This window comes from Lysobacter oryzae DSM 21044 (assembly GCF_059568595.1).
Genome location: NZ_JCANTQ010000010.1, coordinates 366257 through 389841 on the forward strand (window position 1 = coordinate 366257; position 23585 = coordinate 389841).

Below are 23585 nucleotides of genomic sequence, written 5' to 3' on the forward strand. Positions count from 1 at the left end.
CAGCCCGTTGGACCCGGGCTTACCGTGCGGGCGCGCCTGTCCGCCGCGGCCCCGTCATCCGCGGACGGTCATGCGCGGAAACTGGCAACGGTTGCGAGGATGCTGGCGGCCCGATTGCGATAGGTATGGTCGCGCAGCGTGCGCTCCTGCGCCGCGGCGGCCACGCCAATGCATACATGCACGTCATCCATCAGCGCGCGCAGCTTCCGCTCGAACTCCGCCACCGAGTTGTACAGGACGATTTCCTTGTCCGGCACGTAGTAGTCCTCGATTTCCAGGCTTTCGACGAAGTACATCTGGGTCGTCCCCGCCATCGCCGCCTCGAACGTGCGCGGCCCTGGCGTGGAGGGATCGAGCTTGTAGCGGTCGTTGGCGTAGTGGTAGTCGCGCCCCATGTTGAGGGTGACCAGAGCACGCGAGTACTGCCGCGACAGGTCGTCGTTCGACAGGCGCCGGTTGCGGGCGAACGGCAGCTCGCCCTCTGGCCACTGGTCGCCGAGGATGCGGGTGTCGAACTTCTGCAGCACCGGCTTGAGGTCCTTGACCAGCCGGATCCGGTTGGCGAAGGCGACTCCGCAGAAGAAGACGCCGATGTCCTTGGACGGGTTGAGCGGACGCCAGTGCGCCTCGCGGCTGGCTGCCAGCGGCAGGTGGTAGGCGTGCGGATGGTTGTAGTGCTGCGCGGCCCAACGGTCGTTGCTGAAGACGAGGTCGGCGATCCCGCGGATGCGGTAGCTGAAGTCGAATTCGTACGGATCGTCGTGCAGCCAGAACGCGAGGACCGCGCCCGATTTGTCGCAGTACTGGCGCAATTCGAGGTAATCAGCGTCGTCCGGCATGCACGAGCCGAAGCACACGACCAGGTCGGGGCGCTGCCGTTGCACCGTCGCCAGCGCGACCTCGAGCGGAACGTGCGTGACAGCGGCGTCGCCGAGCTCCTGGCGGAATCCCTCGGCGACATAGCTGCGCAGGATGGTGTTGCGGTTCTCGTTGTCGGGCGAGGCGCCCGTGACCAGCACGCGCATCTGGCTCATGCCCTGCCCCCCGCGCGCCTGGCGCCGGGCAGTTCCTGGAGGATGCGCCGCGCCGTCGCCAGCACGCCATGCTGGCGCACGTAGGCCATGGTCTTGCCCAGCAGCGAGGTGCTCACCACGGTCAGCGCACCGGTGCCGCCAGTCGCCAGCATCGGTCCGCTGTTGCCGCGCGACCAGGTGCGGTGGTTCACGATCACGCCGAAATCCGCGAGCGACTCGCCCGGCACGGGCTGCGGTCGTACCGCGGCTCTCCGCGGCAGCGGCTTGGCCGCGAGCAACTCCTCGTAGACGCCGGACAACCACTGCATGTGCGCGCCCGCTTCGACGTACAGGTCGGGCGTGATCCGCGCCCGCGCTTCCTCGATCTGCGCACGGTCGTAGGCGAGCGTCCGCAGCAGCTCGACCAGCGCGCCGGCCTCGGCGTTAGGCACCTTGAAACCGTTAACTCCATGGCTGACGCGTTCGCCCAGTGCGCCGATGTCCGATACCACCGGAACCAGTCCTGCCTGCCAGGCTTCCGACAGCGTGATGCAGTAGGTTTCCGGCCACAGCGAGAAGTGCAGCGACAGCGAGAACCCGTCGAGCTTCTCGGCGAGCGTGCCGGCGGCGTAGGCGCCGTGGATCTTCACGTTGGGCAGCGCGAGCGCTTCGAGGATCGATCCGTACGGCGGCTCCAGGGCGCCGAAGATCGTGAACTCCACCGGCTCGTGGCGCATCTGGTTGAAGGCATGGATCAGCTCGTCCGCGCCCTTGTTGCGGGTGAAGTTGCCGAGGATCGCGACCTTCAGCTTGCCACCGGCGTCCACTTGCCGCGTAGGCAGCTCGCGCCTGGTCCCACCGGGCATCGGCACGCCGAACACGCGCATGCGCGCGCTGCCGGTCAGGTGCGGGTAGATCGCGCCGAACAGCGCAGCCACGCCCGCGGTGTTCGCGTGCAGCACGTCGATCTGCTCGAGCGCACGGCCGATGAACGCGCGGCGCCGCGCCTGGCTGCCCGCGGCGATGCCGTCGGCCGCGTTGAGGCAGATGTCGCACGTCGACTTGGGCAGCGCGGCGATATTGCAGTAGCGCCCCTTGTAGCCGATCAGGTTGAAGTGGGTGCAGATGCCGTAGTAGTCGTGGAGGCTCAGCACGCTGGGGATGCCCAGCGCGCGCGGCAGGTACGCCAGGGACGGCGTGTGCCCGATCAGATGCTGGAAGTGCACGGCATCGATCCCGTGCCGCTGCAGGATCGACGACAACGCCCGCTCGCGATCGGCGCACACCAGGTCGGCGTCGGTGACGTTGTTGCTGAACTCGTGGTCTTCCAGGTAGCGCAGGTTCTCGTCGTACAGCACGCAACGGCTGCCCAGGTGCGAGGTCGAGCGGTCCGGGACGTAAAACAGGAATTCGTAGCGATCCTTCAGCGACTGGCGGATCAGGTCCTGGTACACCTCGACGCCGCCATAGGGCTCGATGCCGGCGATGTTGTGGGTGACGAACAGCACCTTGGGGCGCCGGCGCGTGTCCGCGGCCTCGGCCCCACGTGCAGCGCGCGCGGGCAACGCCGCCGTTTCCGCCAGCAACGCCTCGATCCGGTGGATGTACAGGTGTTCGCTCTGCGCGCGCCGTTGCGCCGCCTGCGCCACCGCGATGCGCGCCGCTGGATTGGCCAGGAAGAAGCGCAGCTTCTCGATGCACTCCTGCGCCGAACGGAAGCCGATGAACTCCACGTCCTCGGTGAGGTAGCGCGTGACCTCGATCTCCGGAATCGACATGTCGATGAACTGCACGCCACCGGCAAGGGCAACTTCGAACAGGCGCGGACCCGGCGTGCGCGCAACCGGATCGTTGCCGGAGGACGAGAACGCGCGGTGCAGCGTCAGTACCGCGCGGCTGCGGTTGGCGAAGCGGGCGAATTCGGAATTCGGCGTGCGCCACTGGTACGCGCTGGGCGCGAGGTCCAGGTCCGGCTCGGGGATGTGCGGGTTATGCGGCAGCGCGAGCTTGAGGTTGATCCCGCTCAGGGCGCCCTGCAGTTCCTTGAGGAACGCGACGCGGTTCGGCCATGCGGTACCGGCGAAGAACAGGTCGTACAGGTAATGCGAATCGCCGCCCTCGGGCGAAGGCACCTCGCGATAGTGCAGTTGCGGGTCGGCGGCGAAGGGCAGGTGGCGGCCTTTGGCGCCGTACGCGGCGACGCTGCCGCTGTCATTGGTGAAGACCAGGTCGAACAGGTCGAGGTTGCCAACGTTGGTGCGCTGCTCGTAGGGATCCTCGGTCACCCACGCCACGCTTGTTCCGCACAACGCGGCGAGGCGCGCAACGATGTTCCGGTCCAGTTCCTCGCCGTCGAAGGCGAGCAGCAGGTTGCACTGGCCCTTGCGTGCCTCCTCGATCGCCGAGAGGTAGTCCGCCTTGACCACGTGGGCCACCTGCGGGTGCTGCCGCAGGGCGCGCTCGATCGCGAGGCAGATGTAGTGGTTCGGGTTGCTCCGCTTGGTGTCGAGGAGCAGGACGCGCCAGTGGCTCATCTAGAAGTCTTCCCGGGATTCATCCAGTCGGCCTAGCGCTTCGAAGCGAACAGCGACGCCAGCGCCCGCAGCGGCGCGGTGATGCGCCAGCTGGTGGACGCGAGGATTTCGGACAGGCGCGCCTCGCTGGTCGCGAGGTCGGCCTGGAGCCGCGCCACGTCGCCCTCCAGCCGGGTCGCGTCGGCCTGCTGGCGCATGAGGCTCGCACTCGAGTGGGCCAGCTGCTGGTCCATTTCCGCCAGGCGATCGCGGAACGCCGCTTCCAGCGCGGCGATGCGTTCGTCCCGCGCCTGCACCTCGTCCTGCAGCCGCGCCGCCTGCTGCTGATGGTGGCTGCCCGCCTCGGCTACCTGCGCCACGTGCGCACGCAGGTTCTCCAGGTCCGCCCGCGCGGCCGCGACGGCAGCATCGCGCGCTTGCAGCAGCGACTGCAGTTCGGCCATTTCGGCCTCCCGGGCCGCCAACGCCGCGTCGCGCTCGGCCACGATGCCGCGCAGGTGGCCGTTGTCGCCGTCGAGGTGGAACTGACGGCGCTCGAGCGCGGCGAGCTGGTCACGGGTCGCGATCAGCGCCCCCAGGCGTTCGAACAGGGTGTTGACCTCCGCCGCACCATCGCCTGCCGCCTGTTGCACGAAGGAAAGCAACGCCGGCGGCGGCTCGCTGCCGACCAGCAGCACGCCCAGGCCATGCGTGTGCGAGAACTCGAACGACGGGTACTTGCCACGCAGTTCGGCCCATAGCTTCCACACGCCGAAATCGCGCTCGCGCACGTTGCTGTCGTGGAACAGGACGACGCCCTGCGCCGACATCTTCGGCAGCCAGGTCTCGAAATCGTGGCGCACCGCTTCGTAGGTGTGCAGGCCGTCGATGTGCAGCAGGTCGATGGTGCCGTCGTCGAAGTAGCCCGCTGCTTCGTCGAACGTCATCCGCATCAGCTTGGAGAAACCTTCGTAGTGCTCGCGGTGGTGGCCCGCCACCGCGTTGAACACGTCCTCGCCGTAGCGTCCGGCGTGCTCGTCGCCCTGCCAGGTGTCCACGGCGTAGCAGCGCGTATCCAGGCCGTTCTCCTGGACCGCCTGGCAGAAGGCGAAGTACGAGGCGCCCAGATGGGTACCCAGCTCGACCAGCAGCCGGGGGCGCGCGACCTCCACCAGCCAGCCCGCCATCGGGATGTGTCCGGTCCACGCGCTGACGGGCAGCTCGCGCGGATCCAGGAACATGCTGCGATTGAGGTCGAAGGTCGTCACGCCGATCGCGCCTGGAATTCGAGGGCCCGCTTCATGATGCCTTGGGCGATGCGGTGGCCCAAGCCCAGCGACTGCTTGCGGAACACGCCGACGGTGTCGCCCCACTGGGCGCTGTCGGGATCGGGGTGCGGGCCCCAGTCGGTGCTGATTTCCACCAGCTCGCACCGCCCGAACCTGGCCAGGGCGCGATATCCGTCCGGGTAGAAGCGCCAGCAATCCTGCGGATAGCGGTGCTCCGGTCCACGCGAAGGCGCGATCAGGAACATCATGCCGCCCGGCTTGAGGACGCGCAGCATCTCCAGGAACGAGAGCCAGAAATATTCGACGTGCTCGAAGGCCTGGCCCGAGACGACCAGGTCGACCGAGCCGGAAGCGAGCGGGTAGCGATAGGGGCTGTCCAGGACGACGTCCACGCCCGGGCCGGCTTCGAGGTCGATCCCGGTATAGCGCCACTCGGGTGAGGTGAAGAGCGTGCGGTACGAACCGTTGACGTCGTAGGAGCCGATATCGACGACCGCGAGCGGCCGTGCCGGGTCCAGGTGCCTGCGCACCAGGTCGGCCATGTGTTCGTAGGAACTGGCGTGCACAGGGGTCCTTCTACTGTTGCTGCGTCGCCGGCGTCGTCGATGCGGGCTGCATCACGTCCAGCGTGATCGATTCAAAGGGAATGCCGACGAGTCCGTAGCGATGGCGCGTGGAGCGCACGGCGAGCACGACGGCGTCGTGGATCCAGTGGTGCTGCACGTGGTCGAGGAGATCGCCATCCGCGAGCGCGACGGTGATCGAATACTCGCCGTTGGGCAGCAGCGGCAGGCGGAAAGCGAACTGCGCGCGCATCGCCTCGCCGGCCTTTACCGGCCGGGGCGACTGGTGTTCCTGGTAGGTGTTGTGGCCGAACAGCGCCTGCCCGAGCCGGTCCTTGACCAGGAAGCCGATGATCGGGCGCGCGAGGTCGCCGCGCGCCACGGCGTCCACCACGAGCACGACCCGCTCACCGCCTTCGAAGCCCGCGCCGTTGCGGCCATCCGCACGCGCGAGCGATACGGAGGAAATTTCCGCCTGTCCGGTCGTCCATCCATCCGAGTGGATGATGTTGTCGAAGAAGTCGATCTCGGTCTCGCCTTCCTGCATGTAGGACGCGGCGGCGGAGTCGCCGCTGCCTTCCCGGATCGACAGGAGCTGCGCTTCGCCGGCCGCCTGCTGGGCGCAATACTGCGTGTAGGCCTCGGCGACTTCCTTCGCGGGGCCGCACATGCGCATCCTGCCCTGGTCCAGCCACACCGCCTGCGAGCAGAGCGCGGCGATCGACCCCACGTCGTGGCTGACGAACAGGATCGTCCCGGTTTCCTTGAAGCGGCGCAGGTAGCGCATGCACTTCTGCGTGAACACCGCATCGCCGACCGCCAGCGCTTCGTCGATGATCAGCACGTCGGCATCCACGTGGGCGATCACCGCAAAGGCCAGGCGCACCGCCATGCCGCTGGAATAGGTCTTGATCGGCTGCTCGATGAAGTCGCCGATGTCCGCGAAGGCCGCGATGCTGTCGAAACGCGCCTGGACCTGTTCGTGGGTCAGGCCCAGCACCATCGCGTTGAGGAAGATGTTCTCGCGACCGGTGAACTCGGGATTGAAACCCGACCCCAGCTCCAGCAGCGCGGCCACGCGCCCCTTGACGCGCGCCTCGCCCGTGGTCGGCGTGAGCGTGCCGCAGACGATCTGCAACAGCGTCGACTTGCCCGAGCCGTTGCGTCCGATGATGCCGACGGTCTCGCCCTTGGGCACGTCGAAGTCGATGCCCTGCAGCGCCCAGAACTCACGGAAGTAACGCCGCCCGGACAGCCCCGCCAGGCGCTGCAGGCGCGGCATCAGCGACTGCTTCAGCCGGTCCTGCGGCTTGTCGTAGATCTGGTAGCACTTGGCGACGCCGTCGACGCTGATCGCGATCTCGCGCGCGGCCTGTGCTTCGGCCGCGTCCTCCTGGGCATCGGACATGCTGGCCGCTCCGCTCACAGCACGTCCGCGAAACCGCGCCTCATCTTCTGGAACATCCAGAAACCGGCGGCCGCGACGACCACGGCAATGAGCGAATACTTCGCCACCCCGTGCCAATCGGGCGTGCCGCCGAGCAGCAGCACGTTGCGCGATTGCTCGATGATGAACGTGAGCGGATTCGAGTTGATCCAGGGGCGGTACTGCTCCGGCATCGAACTGATCGGGTAGAAGACCGGCGACAGGAACATCAGCACCGTGGTCAGCACCGCGGTGATCTGGCCGATATCGCGCACGAACACGCCGACGGCCGCAAGCATCCAGGCGATGCCCATGGTCATGACCACGAGCGGCAGCATGATGACCGGGAAGTACAGCGCGGACAGCGACAGGTGGTGGCTGAGCACTACTTGGGCCAGCAGCAGGACCACCAGGCTTACGGCGGCATGGAACAGCGCGGACCCCATCGCGACCCAGGGCAGGATCTCGAGCGGGAATACCACGCGCTTGACGTAGTTGACGTTGGAAAGGATCAGCGTGGGCGCGCGGTTGATGCATTCGGCGAACACGCTGTGCACGATGATCCCCGAGAAAAGGAACGCCGCGAACTCCGCCTTGCCCGCGCCCTCACCGCCCCAGCGCGCGCGGAACACCACCGAGAAGAAGAACGTGTAAACCGCCAGCATCAGCAGCGGGTTGAAGAACGACCACGCCAGTCCGATCAGCGACCCGCGGTAGCGGCTGATGACCTCACGGCGCGTGAGCTGCGCGATGAGATGCCGGTTCTGCCACAGGCTTCCGACCATTGCGGTAGGCGATGCTGAAGTGCCGATTGCAAGACTCACAATGCCTACCCTGCAAGCGCCCGGTCCAGGTCGGCGCGCAGGTCGGACACCTGCTCGACGCCCACGCTGAGGCGCACCAGGTTGTCGGTGACGCCCAGTTGCGCGCGACGTTCGGCGGGAATCGAGGCATGGGTCATGATCGCGGGATGGTTGACCAGGCTCTCCACGCCGCCGAGCGACTCGGCGATGGTGAAGTAGTGGCAGCGTTCCATCATGCGCCGGGCGCCTTCGAGGCCGCCCTTGACGAAGATGCTGATCATGCCGCCCGGGCCGTCCATCTGCCGCTTCGCCAACTCGCGCTGGGGATGCGACGCCAATCCGGGATAGATGACCTTCTCGATCGCCGGATGCGACTGCAACCACTCCGCCAGCGCTTGCGCGTTCTCGCAGTGCGCCTTCATGCGCAGGTGCAAGGTCTTCAGGCCGCGCAGCGCGAGGAAGCTGTCGAACGGGCCCTGCACCCCGCCGACGGCGTTCTGCAGGAACGTCATCTTCTCGGCGATCTCCGCGTCGTCGCCGACGACCACCATGCCACCGACCATGTCGGAGTGGCCGTTGAGGTACTTGGTGGCCGAGTGCATGACCAGGTGCGCGCCCAACTCGAGCGGGCGCTGCAGGATCGGCGAACTGAACGTGTTGTCGACCGCCACGATCAGGCCGCGCTTGCGGGCGATTGCCGCGATCTGCGCGATGTCCACCAGCTTGAGCAGCGGATTGGTCGGTGTTTCGATCCAGACCAGGCGGGTGTTCGGCCGGATGGCCGCTTCGAACGCGGCCGCGTCGCTGAGGTCGACCCAGCTGAAATCCAGGCCGGCGGAGCGGCGCCGAACCCGCTCGAACAGGCGGTAGGTGCCGCCGTACACATCGTCCATGGCGATGACGTGGCTGCCGCTGTCCAGCATCTCCAGCACCGTGGAGGTAGCGGCCAGACCCGACGCGAACGCATAGCCCTGCGTACCGCCCTCAAGCGTGGCGACGCAACGTTCGTAGGCGAAGCGGGTGGGGTTGTGGCTGCGTGAGTACTCGAAGCCCTGGTGCTCGCCGGGACTGCGCTGGGCGTACGTCGACGTCGCGTAGATCGGCGGCATCACTGCGCCGGTGCTTGGATCGGGCGACTGTCCGCCGTGGATCGCCAGGGTGCCTAGGCCGGGCTTCCGGCCTGCGTCCGATTGTGTGTCACTCATGAATCGCAGCCTTCCTGTTGCGGCTAGCATGAACGGTCATCGATTCTACCATTCACCATGAACGCATCCCGACGCCGCCTGCCGCTCGATTTCAGCCAAAGTGCAGCCTATCCGCTGTACGCGATCGATCCCTCGGCGGATCAGGCCTGGGTCCTCCACTTCGACCGCGACGACTATTTCCGGGCGAGTTTTCTGGACCAGCGGGCCCTGCAGCACCGCGAGGTTTCCGGCTGGAAGGTCAGCGGCGCCGAACTGGACGAAGCCGTTTCCGCGGCCCACCTGCCCGAGCCTGCTCGCCTGCAGTGGCTGTTCCATATCGGCCACTGCGGCTCGACCCTCGTCAGCCGGCTGCTCGACCTTGTCCCGGGCGCGCTGGGATTGCGCGAGCCCCTTCCCCTCCTCACCCTGGCGCACGAGCGCGACCCCTCCCGCATCCAGCGGTGGCTGCCCAGGGTCTGCCAGCTGCTCGCACGGGGTTTCGCCGATACCCGCGCAGTCGTGGTGAAGCCCACCAGCGTGGTGACCGCCCTGGCCGACCGCCTCCTGCCGGAGAGCGGGCACGCGTGCATGTTGTGGGTCGACCTGGAGACGTGGCTCGCCACCATGCTTCGCGCCGAAGGCCTGGTGGACGCAAGCCTGGCGACGGAGCAGGTTCGCGGCAGTGCCCGGCCTTCGCACGCGCCGGCCGAGACGGCGGCGGAACGCCTGGCCCGGCTCTGGCTGGGCGAGCAAATGCGGTGGCGGGAACTGGCCCTGGGTTTGGACAGCGGACCGCGCCTCATCGACCTGGACTTTGCCGACGTGCTGGCGGACCCCGCCGCGGCCACCGCGCGACTCGCCGGCCATTTCGGCCTGCCCGTACCCGCCGACCTGGAAGGCCGCATCGGCGAGTCGGGGGTGCTGCGACGCTATGCAAAGGGCATCGCGCAACCATTCGATGCCTCCACGCGCCAGGCCGAACTAAGGCAGGCCCTGGAACGCCACTCCAGTGCGATTGCCGCGGGACTTCGCTGGGCCCACGACGAAATGCGATTCCATGATCTCCCGACCCTGGAGTCCCGCCTGCGTCCTTTCCGATAGGCTCGAACGTCAGTACAGGAACGTGGTCATCGCGTAGCGCGTTCCCTGCTCGACCGGCAGCACTTCGTGCAGCAGCGAACAGGAGAACACCAGCGCGCATCCGGTTTCCGGCGCGTACACGTTCGACCCGAACTCGGGATAGCGGAAGGCTCCGCCGGTGTACTCGCCGCTGTTCAAGTTGATCGAAAGCGCGAAACGCCGGTGCGCCACATCGGGCGTGTCGTTATCGCGGTGCGCATTGAAGTAACCGCCCCCGGCGGAATACGCCAGCAGTTTCAACGCATCGCGGCGCGCAACCGCAAAGTTGAACGCGCGTGCGATCTCCGGCAGCGCCCGGCGCATGAGCCGCTCGTGCATGCGGGCCTCCAGCGCCGGATCGCGCGGGAGGCTCTCGCGTCGCTGCTTGATGGACGGATCCAGTTGCAGCGTCTGCGTGTCGTTCTCCCTGACCAGCACGCGCGACGGCTCGCCTCCCTGGCAGTCGACCTCCAGGTGCCTGACCACCTCAGCGCACAGGTCCGGCTCGAACACACGGGGGATCAGCAGCACCGGGGCAATGCCCTGCAATGTTGCGGCGGGCGGAGCTGGGACAGCGGCAGGCATCGGATCGCCGACGGGACGCGCGTCCTGGACGCGCAGGTTGGCGTCCGTCCGCCAGACCAGGTCGCTGCCAAGCAGTTCGAGCCAGCGAGGGTCGGCGCGGAACGCGCGCCAGCCATGCGGAACCGGGGCATGCACGCTCGCATCGACGCACAGCGCCATCACTCCATCGGGCACCGCCGGCAACCGCGCGGCCACCGCGGCATCGGACGGCTTCGCCAGCCACAGCGGCGCGCCGGCAAAGCGACCGTGCAACGTGTGGCTGTGGCCGGACCCGGCATGAAGCCTCACGTCCGGAAGCCGATCTCCCGGCAAGAGTCCTCCGGCCGGCGCAACAGGCGTCACTGCACGCGCCGGCGCAGGTAGTTGAGCAGGTCGATGCGGGTGATGAGGCCGACGAACTTGTCCCCGTCCACCACGATCGCCACGTGGCCGCGGTCGAAGACCGGCAGGAGCGCTTCGATCGGCGAACGCACGTCCAGCTTGTCCAGCTTGCTGACCATGGCCGTCGCCACCGGGTCGCGGAAGCGCGATTCGTCGCCGTAGACGTGCAGCAGCACGTCGCTCTCGTCGACGATGCCGACGATGTTGTCGCCATCCATCACCGGAAGCTGGCTGACGTCGTACAGCTTCATGCGCTGCCAAGCGGTGACCAGCAGGTCGGTGGGGGCGACCACGATGGTGTCGCGCTTGGAGAACGGCCGGGTGATCAGGTCGCGCAGGTCGCCGGTCGACTCGCGATCGAGGAAGCCGTTGTCCAGCATCCAGTAGTCGTTGTACATCTTGGAGATGTACTTGTTGCCGGTATCACACACGAACACCAGCACCCGCTTGGGGCTGGTCTGCTCGCGGCAATACTTCAGCGCGGCCGCGAGCAGCGTGCCGGTGGACGACCCGCCCAGGATGCCTTCCTTTTCCAGCAGCTCACGCGCGGTGAGGAAGCTCTCCTTGTCGCTGATCGCGTAGGCCTTCTTCACGCGGGTGAAATCGGAAATCGGCGGCAGGAAATCCTCGCCGATGCCCTCCACCATCCAGCTCGCGGACTTGTCGCTGAGGGTGCCGCGGTTGATGTATTCCTCGAGGATAGAACCCACCGGATCGGCGAGGATCAGCTCGGTGTGCGGCGACTGCTCCGCGAAACAGCGCGACAGTCCGGTCATCGTGCCGGAACTGCCGCAACCGAACACGACTGCGTCGACCCCGCCTACCTCGCCCATCTGCGCGAGGATCTCCGGGCCCGTACCGAACTCGTGCGCGGCCGGGTTGTCGGGATTGCCGAACTGGTTGATGAAGTACGCACCCGGCGTTTCGCGGGCGATGCGCTCGGCCATGTCCTGGTAGTAGTCGGGATGGCCCTTGGCCACGTCCGATCGCGTCAGCACGACCTGGGCGCCCATCGCCTTGAGGTTGAAGATCTTCTCGCGGCTCATCTTGTCCGGCACGACGAGGATCAGCTTGTAGCCCTTCTGCTGCGCGACCAGGGCCAGGCCGATGCCGGTGTTGCCGGCGGTGCCCTCGACCAGGGTATCGCCGGGCTTGATCCTTCCGGCCTTCTCCGCTCCCTCGATCATCGACATGCCGATGCGGTCCTTGATCGACCCCCCGGGATTCTGCGATTCGAGCTTGAAGTAGAGCTCGCACGGACCCGTGTCCAGGCGACGGGCCTTTACGACCGGGGTGCGGCCGATCAGTTCGAGAACGGAAGCATGGACGGGCATGGGAATCCTGCGACCGCGATCCGCGCGGCGTCGTCGGATTCTAGCGGGCGCCCATGGCCTGGCGCAGTCTTGACTTGGTCCGCGATGCGCGGTGCCCAGCGCGGGCGGCGGCGATCCCGACGAGGAAGGCGCCGCCGCCCGCGTGGAGTAGCCGGTGCGGGTAGTGACGGCCGGCGCGCCGGCATCAACATCTCAGTCCAGCAGTACCGTCAGTGGTGCCCTGCGTCGTAGATGCGAACCAGACGGTCCTTCGCAGCAAGCTTTTCGCGCTTCATCTGGTGAAGGGTCGTGTCGTCGATCGGCAGTACGCCAAGCTCGGCATCCATCACCTTCTTGTCCAGATCGCGATGACGCTGATACAGCTGCCGGAATTCCGGGTTGTTGCGCATCAGCGCGTCGATTTCCTGCTGCGGTTGTTCTTCGAACATGGGTGCCTCCTTCAACGATTGCCAGTTGCCAGCGGCTGGACGCCGAGGACCCCGAACGCAACAACGCCCCGGCCGTGAGGCCGAGGCGTTGCGTCGGGTGAGGGTGGGAGCCGGTCGGGACGATGCTTCAGCGGACCTGCTTCACACAGGCCCGCCGCGACTTCTTTTGTGGCGGCGGGGTCCTGCGAAAGGGGCGTCTGCGTCATGGGGCCAGGCTCTCGACCAAGCGGCGATGGGGCCGCTCGGATAATCGAAGCTACTCCTCCCCGGGAGCGGCAGCAAGCAGCCACGGACGAAAGGTGCGCAGAATGCGAACTTCGTCCGCTCCTCACGACAAAGAATTGATTTTTAACGTTATTTTGTCGAAACCACGATCTCGATGCGGGGCTTGGACTTGCCGCTCGCGCCGACTGCTGCGCGGACCTGCTGGCGCGAGGCGCCGGCCTTGACCAAGGCGTCGCGCACGGCCTCCGCGCGCTGCTGTGCCAGCGCCGCCTTGGTATCGACGCCCTCGATCCGGGCGGCACTGCCACTGGTGGCCTGGAGGTACGCCGCGAGGGTACGCACGTTGCTGGCCCCCTTCTCGCTGAGGGTGGCCTTGCCGGCGGCGAACGCATCGGCGCCGAGGGTGAAGACCTCGCCCCGCTCGTCCCAGCGCGAGGCCGGCAGCTTGCCGCCCGCCACCAGTTCGGCCTCTTCCCTGGCGAGCTTGGCTTCGCGTTCGCGCGCCGCCTTGAGCTTGGCCGCCTGCACATCGCTGACGCCGGCAATGGCGGCTTCGACGTCCTGCATGGCCGCATCGCTCTGTGCGGCCTGCTGGCGCAGGCGCTCGGCCTCCTCGGCCTGGATCTGCGCCTGGACGCGCAGGCGCTCGGCTTCGGCACGGGCCGCCTCGGCATCGCGGCGGCTCGCCTCGATCAGGAGTTCGGAGCGCTCGCGATCGAGTTGGTCGATATCGCGGCGCGCCGCTTCATTGCGTGCGGCCAGTTCCGCGATTTCCACCCGGCGCAGGGTGAGGTATTCGGCGGCCCCGCGCTTGCGACCGCGCGTCTTGGCCAGCGCGTCCACCGCCTGCTGTGCGCGCAGGCGCTCGAACGCGGCGTGCGGCGCCAGCTGCGGATCCGCCGCGAGGGCTTGTAGGCGCATCGCGTAGTCGCCCGCCGCGGGCGCGGAATCATCCAGCGCACTGCGGCGCGGAGCGCCTTCCTCGACCTGCATGCGCCGGCGCAGCTCGACGATCTCGCCGCGGCGCTGGGCCAGTTCATTGCGCGCCTGGGCGGCACGGCTGCGCTCGTAGGCCAAGTCGCCGTCGGCGGCGGCAGCCACGGCCAAGGCCAGTGCATCCTTGTGCTTGCGTGCTGCCAGCGCGGCTTGCGCCTGTGTGAGCTCGCTGCGGGCGGTGGCGAGTTCCTGGGGCGCGTACTGGTCGCCATCCGCGCTGTCCGCGCGGCTAACCGCCTGCTGTGCGGCGGCGACCTCGGCCGTGGGCGGCGCAGCAGCCAGCGCCGGCAAAGCCGAAGCGAGAACCAGTGCCAGCGACAGTTTCAGGATATGTGCGAAGCTTGGGCTCATTGGGGGATGCCGTGGCGACCGGGAATGGGTGTAACTTCGGCGCGGCCATTGTCGGAAGCTCGCGGTACGCTTGCAATGCGTGCCGCAACTGAGAACTGAGGGGACGGATACATGGACATCGGCTACTTCCTGAAGCTGATGACGGAGAAGAACGCGTCGGACATGTTCCTGACCACGGGCGCTCCGGTCTACATCAAGGTCGAGGGCAAGCTGCACCCCCTCGGCAATACCGGCCTGCCCGCCGGGATGGTGAAGAAGATTGCCTACTCGCTGATGGATGAGGGCCAAGTACCCATCTTCGAGCGTGACCTCGAGCTGAACATGGCCCTGGCCCTGGCCGAAGCGGGTCGTTTCCGCGTCAACGTGTTCAAGCAGCGTGGCGAGGTCGGCATGGTGATCCGCGCGATCCGCAGCGTGATCCCGTCGATCGAGGAACTGCAACTGCCGCAGGTGCTCAAGGACATCATCATGGCCCCGCGCGGCCTGGTGCTGATCGTCGGCTCCACAGGCTCGGGCAAGTCGACCACGCTGGCCGCGATGATCGACCACCGCAACACCAGTACTTCGGGGCACATCCTCACGATCGAGGACCCGATCGAGTACCTGCACCGGCACAAGAAGTCGATCGTCAACCAGCGCGAAGTCGGCCTGGACACCCACGCCTTCCATAACGCGCTGAAGAACGCGATGCGCGAGGCCCCGGACGTCATCCTGATCGGCGAAATCCTCGACGCCACCACCATGGAAGCGGCGATCGCCTTCGCCGAGACCGGCCACCTGTGCCTGGCGACCCTGCACTCCAACAACGCCGACCAGACCCTGGAGCGCATCCTCAACTTCTTCCACGAATCGGCACACAAGAACGTGCTGATGAACCTCGCCCTGAACCTGCGCGCGGTGATTTCGCAGCGACTGGTCATCGGCAAGGACGGACGCCGCCTGCCGGCGACGGAAGTGCTGATCAACACGCCGATGATCCGCGACCTGATGCGCCGCGGCCAAGTGCACGAGATCAAGGCCGCGATGGAAGGCTCGCTTCAGGAAGGCATGGAAAGCTTCGACCAGTGCCTGTTCCGCCTGTACAAGCAGGGCAAGATCGAGCGCGAGGAAGCACTCAAGGCCGCCGACTCGCGCGATGGCCTCGACCTCAAGTTCCGCCTCTCCGAGGGCGGCACGGGCGAGCACGATCCGTACGCGGACGTGTTCGCGTCCGATTCGGCCGGCTGAAGGTCCCGGCGGGGCCGCCGCGTGCGCGGCCCGCAAGCGCAGGTCAAGCCGGCTTGTCCGGCTGCATTTCCGGTCGCGCGAGGTCGAACGCGGGCAATCGCAGGCAGGCCTGTTCGATGCGCGCGATCGTCGGGAACGGCGCCATGTCGACACCGAAACGCCTGGCGTTATAGACCTGCGGGATAAGGCAGCAGTCGGCGATGGTCGGGGTCTCGCCTTCGCAATACTGCCCGGTGGACAGGTGCTCGTTGAGCATGGCTTCGATCGCGCCGAAGCCCTCGCTCACCCAATGGCGTACCCACACGTCGCGTTCGGGTTGGGGCACGTTCCACTCGTGCTCGAAGTACTGCAGCACGCGCAGGTTGTTGAGCGGGTGGATGTCGCACGCGATCGCCATGGCCAGCGCACGGGCGCGCTGTCGTCCCCGCGCGGTGGCGGGCAGCAGCGGCCGCGCGGGCCAGGTTTCGTCCAGGTATTCAAGGATGGCCAGCGACTGCATCAGCTGCCGGTTGCCATGCTGCAGGACCGGCACCAGCCCTTGCGGATTGATCCGGCGATATTCCGCGGTGCGCTGTTCGCCGCCCTCGCGCAGCAGGTGGATCGGCACGATCTCATAGGGAAGGCCCTTGAGATTCAGGCCGATCCGAACGCGGTAGGCCGCGCTGGAACGCCAATACGAATACAGCCGCAACAGATCGCTCATGCGCGCGTCTTCCACTTGCCGCCCCTCTCACCAGCGCAAAGCCAGCGCCCCGTCCGCAACATAACCGTGTCCACGGCCCGCAGTGATCCTTCCGCCGGCCGGCCGGCGCCGCCGGTCAGGCGGGCTGGCGCTCGATGCGCTGCTCGATCGCGCCGAAGATGTCGCTGCCGTCGCGCGCCTTCATCTCGATGCGCACGGTGTCGCCGAACTTCATGAACGGCGTGATCGGCTTGCCGGTCTCAAGCGTTTCGACCGTGCGGCGCTCGGCGAAGCAGGATGCACCGAGGCTGGTGTCTTCGTTGGCAACGGTTCCTGAGCCGACGATGGTGCCGGCCGACAGCGGCCGCGTCTTCGCCGCGTGCGCCACAAGTTGGGCGAAATTGAACTGCATGTCGACGCCGGCTTCCGGCGCACCGAACCAGGCACCATTGATGTGCGTGACCAGCGGCAGGTGCACCTTGCTGTCCTGCCAGGCATCGCCAAGTTCATCGGGCGTGACGAATACCGGCGACAGCGCCGAACGGGGCTTGGATTGCAGGAAGCCGAACCCCTTGCCGAGCTCCGCCGGAATCAGGTTGCGCAGGCTGACGTCGTTGACCAGGCCGACCAGCTGGATGTGCGCGGCGGCGGCGTCAGGCGTCACCGCCATGGGCACGTCGTCGGTGACGACCGCCACCTCGGCTTCCAGGTCGATGCCGTAGTCCTCGCTGACCACTCGCACCGCGTCGCGCGGACCGTAGAAGCCGGCGCTCACGGCCTGGTACATCAGCGGGTCGACGTAGAAGCTTTCCGGCACCTCGGCACCGCGCGCGCGGCGCACCCGCTCCACGTGCGGAAGGTAGGCGCTGCCATCGACGAACTCGTATGCGCGCGGCAACGGCGCGGCAAGTGCGGCCATGTCGAGATCGAAGGCCGCCTCCGTCTTGCCTTCGTTCAACGCATCGGACAGGGCGTTGAGTCGCGGCGCCGTGTTCGACCAGTCCTCGAGCGCGCGCTGCAGGGTATCGGCAATGCCGGTCGCCTTGACCGCGCGCTTCAGGTCGCGCGAGACGACGACGAGGGTGCCGTCGCGGCCGCCCTCCTTGAGGGAACCGAGCTTCATGTGGACTCCGGGAAATTCTGCGCTGCCGCGCGATAGTTGCAATTGTAACTTGACCCTCGCGAGCGTCGAGGGCCAGCTTATTCCATAGCACTTACCGGGGAAGCGGCTTGGACGCTGCCAACAAAAAACCCGCCTTTCGGCGGGTTCTTCGTAGATTTGGCAGCCCCGGATGGATTCGAACCACCGAATGCCTGAGTCAGAGTCAGGTGCCTTACCGCTTGGCGACGGGGCTGTAGAAGCTGTGAATCTGGTGCAGCGAATATTAGCGCTTCGAGAACTGCGTGGCACGACGTGCCTTGTGCAGACCGACCTTCTTACGCTCGACTTCGCGGGCGTCGCGGGTCATGAAGCCAGCCTTGCGCAGGTCGGACTTCAGCGAGTCATCGTACTCGACCAGCGCGCGGGCGATGCCCAGGCGGATGGCGCCGGCCTGGCCGGTGATGCCCCCGCCGGCGACGGTGACGACGACGTCGAACTTGTCGGTCGACTTGGTCAGCTCGAGCGGCTGGCGCACGATCATGCGCGCGGTTTCGCGGCCGAAGAACTCATCGATCGGACGCTGGTTGATGGTGATCTTGCCATCGCCCTTGCGCAGGAACACGCGGGCGGTGGAGGACTTGCGACGGCCGGTGCCGTAGTTCTGCTGGAGTGCCATGTGCTGGATGCCTTAGAAGTCGAGCGGCTGCGGCTGCTGCGCGGCGTGCGGATGTTCGGTGCCCTTGTAGACCTTGAGCTTGCGGTACATCGCGCGGCCCAGCGGGTTCTTGGGGAGCATGCCCTTCACGGCGATCTCGATCACGCGCTCCGGGTGGCGCTCGAGCGCCTGGCCGAGGGTCTCGGACTTCAGGTTGCCGATGTAGCCGGTGAAGCGGTGGTACATCTTGTCCTGCAGCTTGTTGCCGGTCACCGCGATCTTCTCGGCATTGATCACCACGAGGTAATCGCCGGTATCGACGTGCGGGGTGTAGACGGGCTTGTGCTTGCCGCGCAGGCGGCGGGCGAGCTCGGATGCGAGGCGACCGAGGGTCTTGCCTTCGGCATCGACGACGTACCAGTCGCGCTGGACGGTCTCGTTCTTGGCGGTGAAAGTCTTCATGACTGCTCTGCTTGGGGTTACCTGGTCGAGCTGATTGCGCACGGGGCAAACCTGTCAGGACAGGCTGCGATCGACCGGCGGAACTTCGCTTCGCGTTGTGGATGGAGCGAAAAGAGGCGGAATGATAGCGGCCGCGGCTCGGCTCCGCAACCCCGGCGAAACCCGCGCGCGACCAGCCTAAGCGGTACGCGCCATGGGCATTGTGGCGAACTGTAGGGGTATCCGGGGGCCAGCCTGGGAAATATCATCGCCCGCCATGCCTCCGGCCAACCGCCCTGCACCCGCCGACGCCACCCGGGACCGGTTGCTGGCGCTGGCCGATCGCTGCGTCCAGTGCGGCCTGTGCCTCCCGACGTGCCCGACCTACGGACTCGACCGGACCGAAGCCGAGTCGCCCCGCGGCCGGATCGCCCTGGTGCGCGCCTGGGAGCTCGGCACGATCGCCCCCACCGACACCGCGGACAACCATCTCGACCACTGCCTGGGCTGCCGCAGTTGCGAAGCGGTCTGTCCGGCCGGCGTCGACTACGGCCAGCTGCTGGCGGTCGCCCGCTCGCGCCAGCGGGACCGGCGTGGCAGCTCCCTGCGCCAGGCCGCCGTCGAGTGGCTGGCGGCGCGGCCGCGCGCACTGACGGCCGCATTGGGCCTGTATCGGCGGCTCTTCCCCGCCTTGCCTGCGGCGCTACGACTGCTGCCGCGCCCGCCTGCACGGGATGGGCAGCTTTCGCCGGCCGACCCAACGGTGCATACCGCCGCCCTGTTCATGGGCTGCGTTGCCCGCGCCTACGAGGGGGACCTGCGCGATGCCGTGTCCGCACTCTGCGCCGCTGTCGGCACCACCGTCCTGCCTGCGCAGGGCCAGACGTGTTGCGGTGCTTTGCACGCCCACGGCGGCGACTCCCGGACATCGCGACGACTCGCGCAGACCAATCGACAGGCATTTTCCGCGGGCGGGACGGTACTGACCATGGCCAGCGGCTGCCACGAAGCGCTCGGGCAGGCGCTGGCCGACATCGCAACGACCTCCGACGCGATCACCTTCCTGCACGAACGCGCCGAGCGCCTGCGCTTCCGGCCACACCGCGAGCGCGTGGCCCTGCACCTCCCGTGCACGCAGCGCAACGTGTTGAAATCGACCGCCGCGCTGCGCGGATTGCTGGCACGGGTGCCGGGGCTCGAGGTGGTCGAGCTGACCGCCGGCTACGGCTGCTGCGGCGCCGCCGGCACGCAGATGCTGCTCGATGCGTCGCGCGCGGCAAGCTACCGCCAGCCGCTGGTGGACGCGTTCGAACACAGCGGCGCGACCCGCCTGCTCAGCGCCAACATCGGTTGTCGCCTACATCTGGCCAATGCCACGGCCAAACCGGTGCAACACCCACTCGAACTGCTGGCCGCGTGCCTGGCAACGGACCCCGCGTCCAGCGGACCCTGACGCGCGCGGCGGTAGACTTCCCCACATGAACGCCCGCGCCCTCACGCCATTCGACCGCCTGCTCATCGACGCGCAGAACGCGCTGGATACCGTGTTCGGGGCGCCACCCGCGCAACGTCCCAACCCTGCCGCCCCGGAGGCCGACGTCGTGCTCGACGATGCCGAACGTCGCCACGCGGCCGGCCTGATGCGCATCAACCACGTCGGCGAGGTCTGCGCGCAGGCGCTGTACGTCGGCCAGGCCGCGGTGGCGCGCGACGAGACCACGCGCCACCACCTGCTCGAGGCAGCGCAGGAGGAAACGGACCACCTCGCATGGTGCGCGCAGCGCCTGCAGGAGCTCGACAGCCGTCCGAGCCTGCTCAATCCGCTGTGGTATGCGGGCAGCTACGCGATCGGCGCGCTGGCCGGGCTGCGCGGTGACGGCTGGAACCTGGGCTTCGTGGTGGAAACTGAACGCCAGGTCGAAGCGCACCTCGACGAGCACCTGCAGACGCTGCCTGTCGCCGACGCGCGCAGCCGCGCGATCCTGCGTGTGATGAAGGAAGACGAGGCCCGCCATGCGGACAACGCGCAGGCGCAGGGCGCGCGCGTGCTTCCGCCGCCGGTGCCGACGCTGATGGCAATGGCGTCGAACCTGATGAAGACGATCGCCTACCGGATCTAGCTACCGACTTCCGCACGAGCCAACGAAAAAGGCCGGCGATTGCCGGCCTTTGTTCTGGAACGCCGCGGTCAGTCGACCAGGTTGCGCCCGTGGTAGAGCTCTTCGATCTCCCGCTTCAATCGCGCCTCGATCTTCATGCGTTCCTTGAACGAGAGATTCTTGGCCTTTTCCTCGAAAAGATAGGTGTCGAGGTCGAACTCCTTCAGGTGCATCTTCGTGTGGAAGATGTTTTCCTGGTAGACGTTCACGTCGAGCATTTCGTAGCGCGACTTGATGTTCTTGGCCAGGTAGTCCTGGATCGAGTTGATCTTGTGGTCGATGAAGTGCTTCTTGCCCTTGATGTCGCGGGTGAAGCCACGGACGCGGTAGTCCATCACCACGATGTCCGACTCCAGGCTCTCGATGAGGTAGTTCAGGGCCTTCAGCGGCGAGATCACGCCACAGGTCGCCACGTCGATGTCAGCGCGGAAGGTCGCGATGCCGTTGTCCGGATGGGTCTCCGGATAGGTGTGCACCGTGATGTGCGACTTGTCCATGTGCGCGACCACGGCTTCCGAGATCACGCCCTTGGCGTCGGCCTTGTCGATCACCGGCTGCTCGGAGATCAGGATCGTCACCGAGGCGCCCTGCGGGTCGTAGTCCTGGCGCGCGATGTTCAGGATGTTGGCGCCGATGATGTCCGCCACATCGGTCAGGATCTGGGTCAGGCGGTCGGCGTTGTAGGCCTCGTCGATGTACTCGATGTAACGCTTGCGCTCGTCCTCGGAGGCGGCGAAGCAGACATCGTAGATATTGAACGAGAGCGCCTTGGTCAGGTTGTTGAAGCCTTGGAGCTTCAGGCGCGGCAGCGGCTTGACCAATGTAGTGTCCAGGTCGGGCGGCGGGGGGCCGCGCTTGCGAGGGCGCGATTATGCGGCAATCGGACACGGGGGCCAAACGGCCTGGACGGGTGGCGGCGCAGGGCCGCCGTCGCGCGCCCGCCGACCCATTTGCGATCGGCGTCATCATTTCAGTGACCTCCTGCGGCAATATCCGGCACTATTTGCCCATGCCGCGGGTTGGCCCTAAGCTCCGCCGGTTCCTATCAACTTCATCAATGACTGGTTGATCCCGTGATAGCCCTGCGAAAGACCAACAGCCCGCTGATGCCTGACAGCGCCACGATCGAGCGCTTTCTCGCACACTGCCACCGCCGCCGCTATCCCTCCCGTACCGACGTCTTCCGTCCGGGCGACCCGGCCAACACCATCTACTACCTGATCTCCGGCTCGGTGAGCATCATCACCGAGGAGGACGACGGCCGCGAGCTGGTGCTGGGCTACCTCGGCCCGGGCGAGTTCATCGGCGAACTCGGCCTGTTCGTGGAAAGCGACCGCCGCGAAGTCGTCCTGCGCACCCGCACCCCGTGCGAGCTCGCCGAGATCGGCCACGAGCGCTTCTACGACCTGCTGCTGACCCGCCTGGCCACCGACGCGCCCAAGCTGCTGTACCAGATCGGCGCCCAGATCTCGCGCCGCCTGCTGGACACCAGCCGCAAGGCGGGCCGCCTTGCCTTCCTCGACGTCACCGACCGAATCGTGCGCGCCCTGCACGACCTGGCCAAGGAACCCGAGGCGATGAGCCACCCGCAAGGCACGCAGATCCGCGTGTCCCGCCAGGAGCTCTCGCGCCTGGTCGGCTGCTCGCGCGAAATGGCCGGCCGGGTGCTGAAGAAGCTGCAGGCCGACAACAAGCTGCACGCCCGCGGCAAGACCGTGGTCCTGTACGGAACCCGCGACTGAATGGGCAGGCTGGCCGGCTCGTCGTCCACGACGGTACGCATCCGCCCAGCCCAGATCGGCGACGCCAACGACGTCGCCGTTCTGCTCGAAGAGCTTGGTTATCCATGCACGCGCGCGGACGCCGTCGAGCGCATCTCGCGGGTGCTGCACGACCCGCACCTGTTCCTGGTCGTCGCCGAGATCGACGGCGCGGTGTGCGGACTGATGTCGCTCGACATCCGCTACTCGTTCGCCCGTGGCACCGAACTGGCGCGCATCACCGCCCTGGTCGTCTCCAGCAACTGCAACCGCCAGGGCATCGGCCGGCAACTGTTACGCGAGGCGGAAGCCATCGCCCGCCGGGCCCAGGCACCGCGCATCGAGGTCACCAGCAATCCGCGGCGCGCGGTCGCGCATGCGTTCTACCTGGGCTGCGGCTACAAGGAAAGCTCGAAGCATTTCATCAAGCTGCTGGGCGACTGAGCGCGTTCGCAGCGCAGCGATTCCTGCAGTTTCGCAAGCGATCCCGCTGAAATACCCCGCGATCCATTAGGCGCGACCGCGACCGCTACGCGAGCCGCGATAACGGCAACGCTCCACCACCCACGGCGCCCGCGCGGGGCAACGCCGGCTACGCCGACTGCACCGCTGCACCGCCGCGCTTGCGGCAACCCCAGTTGAGGATCGGCGTCCCTGCCGGCAGCACGCGCCGGAACATCTCCACGCGCGAGGGCTTTGGGTTCACCACCACCGGCTTGCGCGCCGCGCGCAGCAGCGGCAGGTCGGCGCTGCTGTCGGAATAGGCGACCGCGACCTCGTCGCGGAAGCCGGCCTCGCGCAGCATCGTCATCTTCATCTCGTTGTGGCAGTGGCGCCGCGCGCCCAAGCCACCGAGGCGGGGCCCGATGTCCGTACCCACCACCGGCACGTCCTCGTGCGCGACGAAGGCGAGGATGGCGCGCGCCAGTTCTGGCGGGGCACCGGTTGCCACGACCACGCGATCGCCTGCCTGGCGATGGCGATGCAGCGCATCGATGCCGATCGGCAGCAGGCGTCGGCGGATTTCCTGCGCATGCGCGGCGACGTAGCGGTCGATCAGCTTGTCCAGCTCCTTCGACCGGTGGAAACCCACGGTACCGGCCCAGACGAAGGCACTGACCCCGAATCGCCGCGTCGGCAGGAACGCTACGAGCGGGAGGAACACCGGCAGCATCGGCAGCGCGAGCAGGCGTCGCCACCAGGTGCGGCGGATAAGCCATGCGAACAGGTGGCTGCCCGAGTCGCCGTCGTACAGGGTGTGGTCGAAGTCGAAGACGACCAGCGGTGCAGCGGACGAAGCCTTGGGGTATTGCTTGCCCTTCACGCTCATGGAGTCGCGCTCATGAAGT

The 23585-nt window shown here is 67.2% G+C and carries 23 protein-coding genes and 1 tRNA gene; 6 read left to right on the top strand and 18 right to left on the bottom strand.

What is annotated here, in order from left to right; translation table 11 throughout:
• Window positions 1-68: 68 nt before the first annotated feature.
• From BP05_RS07765 to BP05_RS07795, 7 genes are all read right to left on the bottom strand, one after another.
• Window positions 69-1034, bottom strand: a complete 966-nt coding sequence (locus BP05_RS07765; protein WP_496362129.1) for a CgeB family protein — start codon at window positions 1032-1034, stop codon at window positions 69-71.
• Entirely contained in the window at window positions 1031-3052 is a 2022-nt protein-coding gene (locus BP05_RS07770; protein WP_496362330.1) for a glycosyltransferase family protein, read from the bottom strand. The genes BP05_RS07765 and BP05_RS07770 overlap by 4 nt, the downstream gene beginning before the upstream one ends.
• Before the next feature lie 527 nt (window positions 3053-3579).
• Window positions 3580-4794 carry a class I SAM-dependent methyltransferase gene (locus BP05_RS07775; protein ID WP_496362131.1) on the bottom strand — a complete coding sequence of 405 codons (1215 nt, stop codon included), beginning with the start codon at window positions 4792-4794 and terminating at the stop codon, window positions 3580-3582.
• Entirely contained in the window at window positions 4791-5381 is a 591-nt protein-coding gene (locus BP05_RS07780) for a methyltransferase domain-containing protein (RefSeq protein WP_496362133.1), read from the bottom strand. Before BP05_RS07780 ends, BP05_RS07775 begins: the two co-directional genes overlap by 4 nt.
• Before the next feature lie 10 nt (window positions 5382-5391).
• On the bottom strand, window positions 5392-6786 hold the full coding sequence (locus BP05_RS07785) for an ABC transporter ATP-binding protein (protein ID WP_496362135.1): 1395 nt from the start codon (window positions 6784-6786) through the stop codon (window positions 5392-5394).
• A 14-nt stretch (window positions 6787-6800) separates the two neighbouring features.
• Window positions 6801-7589: an ABC transporter permease gene (locus tag BP05_RS07790; RefSeq protein ID WP_496362137.1), complete on the bottom strand. Its 789-nt coding sequence runs from the start codon at window positions 7587-7589 to the stop codon at window positions 6801-6803.
• 44 nt (window positions 7590-7633) lie between these two features.
• Entirely contained in the window at window positions 7634-8812 is a 1179-nt protein-coding gene (locus tag BP05_RS07795) for a cystathionine gamma-synthase (protein WP_496362139.1), read from the bottom strand.
• Window positions 8813-8869: 57 nt separating this feature from the next.
• On the opposite strand from BP05_RS07795, the gene BP05_RS07800 reads away from it, so the two are divergent.
• A complete protein-coding gene (locus BP05_RS07800) occupies window positions 8870-9892 on the top strand; it encodes a sulfotransferase family protein (protein WP_496362141.1) in 1023 nt (340 codons plus the stop codon).
• A 9-nt stretch (window positions 9893-9901) separates the two neighbouring features.
• On the opposite strand, the gene BP05_RS07805 is transcribed toward BP05_RS07800, so the two are convergent.
• The 4 genes from BP05_RS07805 to BP05_RS07820 all read right to left on the bottom strand — a co-directional run bounded on the left by BP05_RS07805 (window position 9902) and on the right by BP05_RS07820 (window position 14210).
• Window positions 9902-10783: a 2OG-Fe(II) oxygenase family protein gene (locus tag BP05_RS07805; protein ID WP_496362143.1), complete on the bottom strand. Its 882-nt coding sequence runs from the start codon at window positions 10781-10783 to the stop codon at window positions 9902-9904.
• 50 nt (window positions 10784-10833) lie between these two features.
• The gene (locus tag BP05_RS07810) at window positions 10834-12210 is read right to left on the bottom strand and encodes a pyridoxal-phosphate dependent enzyme (protein WP_496362145.1); all 1377 of its coding nucleotides are present in this window, start codon (window positions 12208-12210) and stop codon (window positions 10834-10836) included.
• Window positions 12211-12419: 209 nt separating this feature from the next.
• Complete coding sequence (locus tag BP05_RS07815; RefSeq protein WP_496362147.1) at window positions 12420-12638, bottom strand: HP1242/YdcH family protein; 219 nt, start codon at window positions 12636-12638, stop codon at window positions 12420-12422.
• A gap of 354 nt (window positions 12639-12992) precedes the next feature.
• Window positions 12993-14210 (bottom strand): DUF4398 domain-containing protein, encoded by a 1218-nt coding sequence (locus BP05_RS07820; protein WP_496362149.1) that lies wholly within the window; start codon window positions 14208-14210, stop codon window positions 12993-12995.
• A gap of 111 nt (window positions 14211-14321) precedes the next feature.
• Between BP05_RS07820 and BP05_RS07825 the strand changes: the two genes are divergently transcribed.
• Window positions 14322-15437, top strand: coding sequence for a PilT/PilU family type 4a pilus ATPase (locus tag BP05_RS07825; protein ID WP_496362151.1), 1116 nt, complete (start codon window positions 14322-14324; stop codon window positions 15435-15437).
• Between the two features lie 43 nt (window positions 15438-15480).
• On the opposite strand, the gene maiA is transcribed toward BP05_RS07825, so the two are convergent.
• The 5 genes from maiA to rplM all read right to left on the bottom strand — a co-directional run bounded on the left by maiA (window position 15481) and on the right by rplM (window position 18338).
• Window positions 15481-16140 carry a maleylacetoacetate isomerase gene (gene maiA, locus BP05_RS07830; protein ID WP_496362153.1) on the bottom strand — a complete coding sequence of 220 codons (660 nt, stop codon included), beginning with the start codon at window positions 16138-16140 and terminating at the stop codon, window positions 15481-15483.
• A gap of 115 nt (window positions 16141-16255) precedes the next feature.
• Window positions 16256-17242, bottom strand: a complete 987-nt coding sequence (locus tag BP05_RS07835) for a fumarylacetoacetate hydrolase family protein (protein ID WP_496362155.1) — start codon at window positions 17240-17242, stop codon at window positions 16256-16258.
• A gap of 157 nt (window positions 17243-17399) precedes the next feature.
• Window positions 17400-17474 (bottom strand) — tRNA-Gln (locus tag BP05_RS07840).
• 30 nt (window positions 17475-17504) lie between these two features.
• Entirely contained in the window at window positions 17505-17897 is a 393-nt protein-coding gene (gene rpsI / locus BP05_RS07845) for a 30S ribosomal protein S9 (RefSeq protein ID WP_496362157.1), read from the bottom strand.
• A gap of 12 nt (window positions 17898-17909) precedes the next feature.
• A complete protein-coding gene (gene rplM / locus BP05_RS07850) occupies window positions 17910-18338 on the bottom strand; it encodes a 50S ribosomal protein L13 (RefSeq protein ID WP_187712882.1) in 429 nt (142 codons plus the stop codon).
• Between the two features lie 256 nt (window positions 18339-18594).
• On the opposite strand from rplM, the gene BP05_RS07855 reads away from it, so the two are divergent.
• Both BP05_RS07855 and coq7 read left to right on the top strand, forming a co-directional pair.
• Entirely contained in the window at window positions 18595-19770 is a 1176-nt protein-coding gene (locus tag BP05_RS07855) for a (Fe-S)-binding protein (RefSeq protein ID WP_496362160.1), read from the top strand.
• A gap of 25 nt (window positions 19771-19795) precedes the next feature.
• On the top strand, window positions 19796-20437 hold the full coding sequence (gene coq7 / locus BP05_RS07860) for a 2-polyprenyl-3-methyl-6-methoxy-1,4-benzoquinone monooxygenase (RefSeq protein ID WP_496362161.1): 642 nt from the start codon (window positions 19796-19798) through the stop codon (window positions 20435-20437).
• 68 nt (window positions 20438-20505) lie between these two features.
• Here coq7 and speD read toward each other — a convergent pair whose 3' ends face one another.
• On the bottom strand, window positions 20506-21297 hold the full coding sequence (gene speD, locus BP05_RS07865; protein WP_187712885.1) for an adenosylmethionine decarboxylase: 792 nt from the start codon (window positions 21295-21297) through the stop codon (window positions 20506-20508).
• Between the two features lie 285 nt (window positions 21298-21582).
• Between speD and crp the strand changes: the two genes are divergently transcribed.
• On the top strand, window positions 21583-22218 hold the full coding sequence (gene crp, locus BP05_RS07870; protein ID WP_187713520.1) for a cAMP-activated global transcriptional regulator CRP: 636 nt from the start codon (window positions 21583-21585) through the stop codon (window positions 22216-22218).
• Window positions 22219-22680: a GNAT family N-acetyltransferase gene (locus BP05_RS07875; protein WP_496362163.1), complete on the top strand. Its 462-nt coding sequence runs from the start codon at window positions 22219-22221 to the stop codon at window positions 22678-22680.
• 148 nt (window positions 22681-22828) lie between these two features.
• On the opposite strand, the gene BP05_RS07880 is transcribed toward BP05_RS07875, so the two are convergent.
• Window positions 22829-23566 carry a haloacid dehalogenase-like hydrolase gene (locus tag BP05_RS07880; RefSeq protein WP_496362165.1) on the bottom strand — a complete coding sequence of 246 codons (738 nt, stop codon included), beginning with the start codon at window positions 23564-23566 and terminating at the stop codon, window positions 22829-22831.
• Window positions 23567-23585 lie beyond the last annotated feature (19 nt).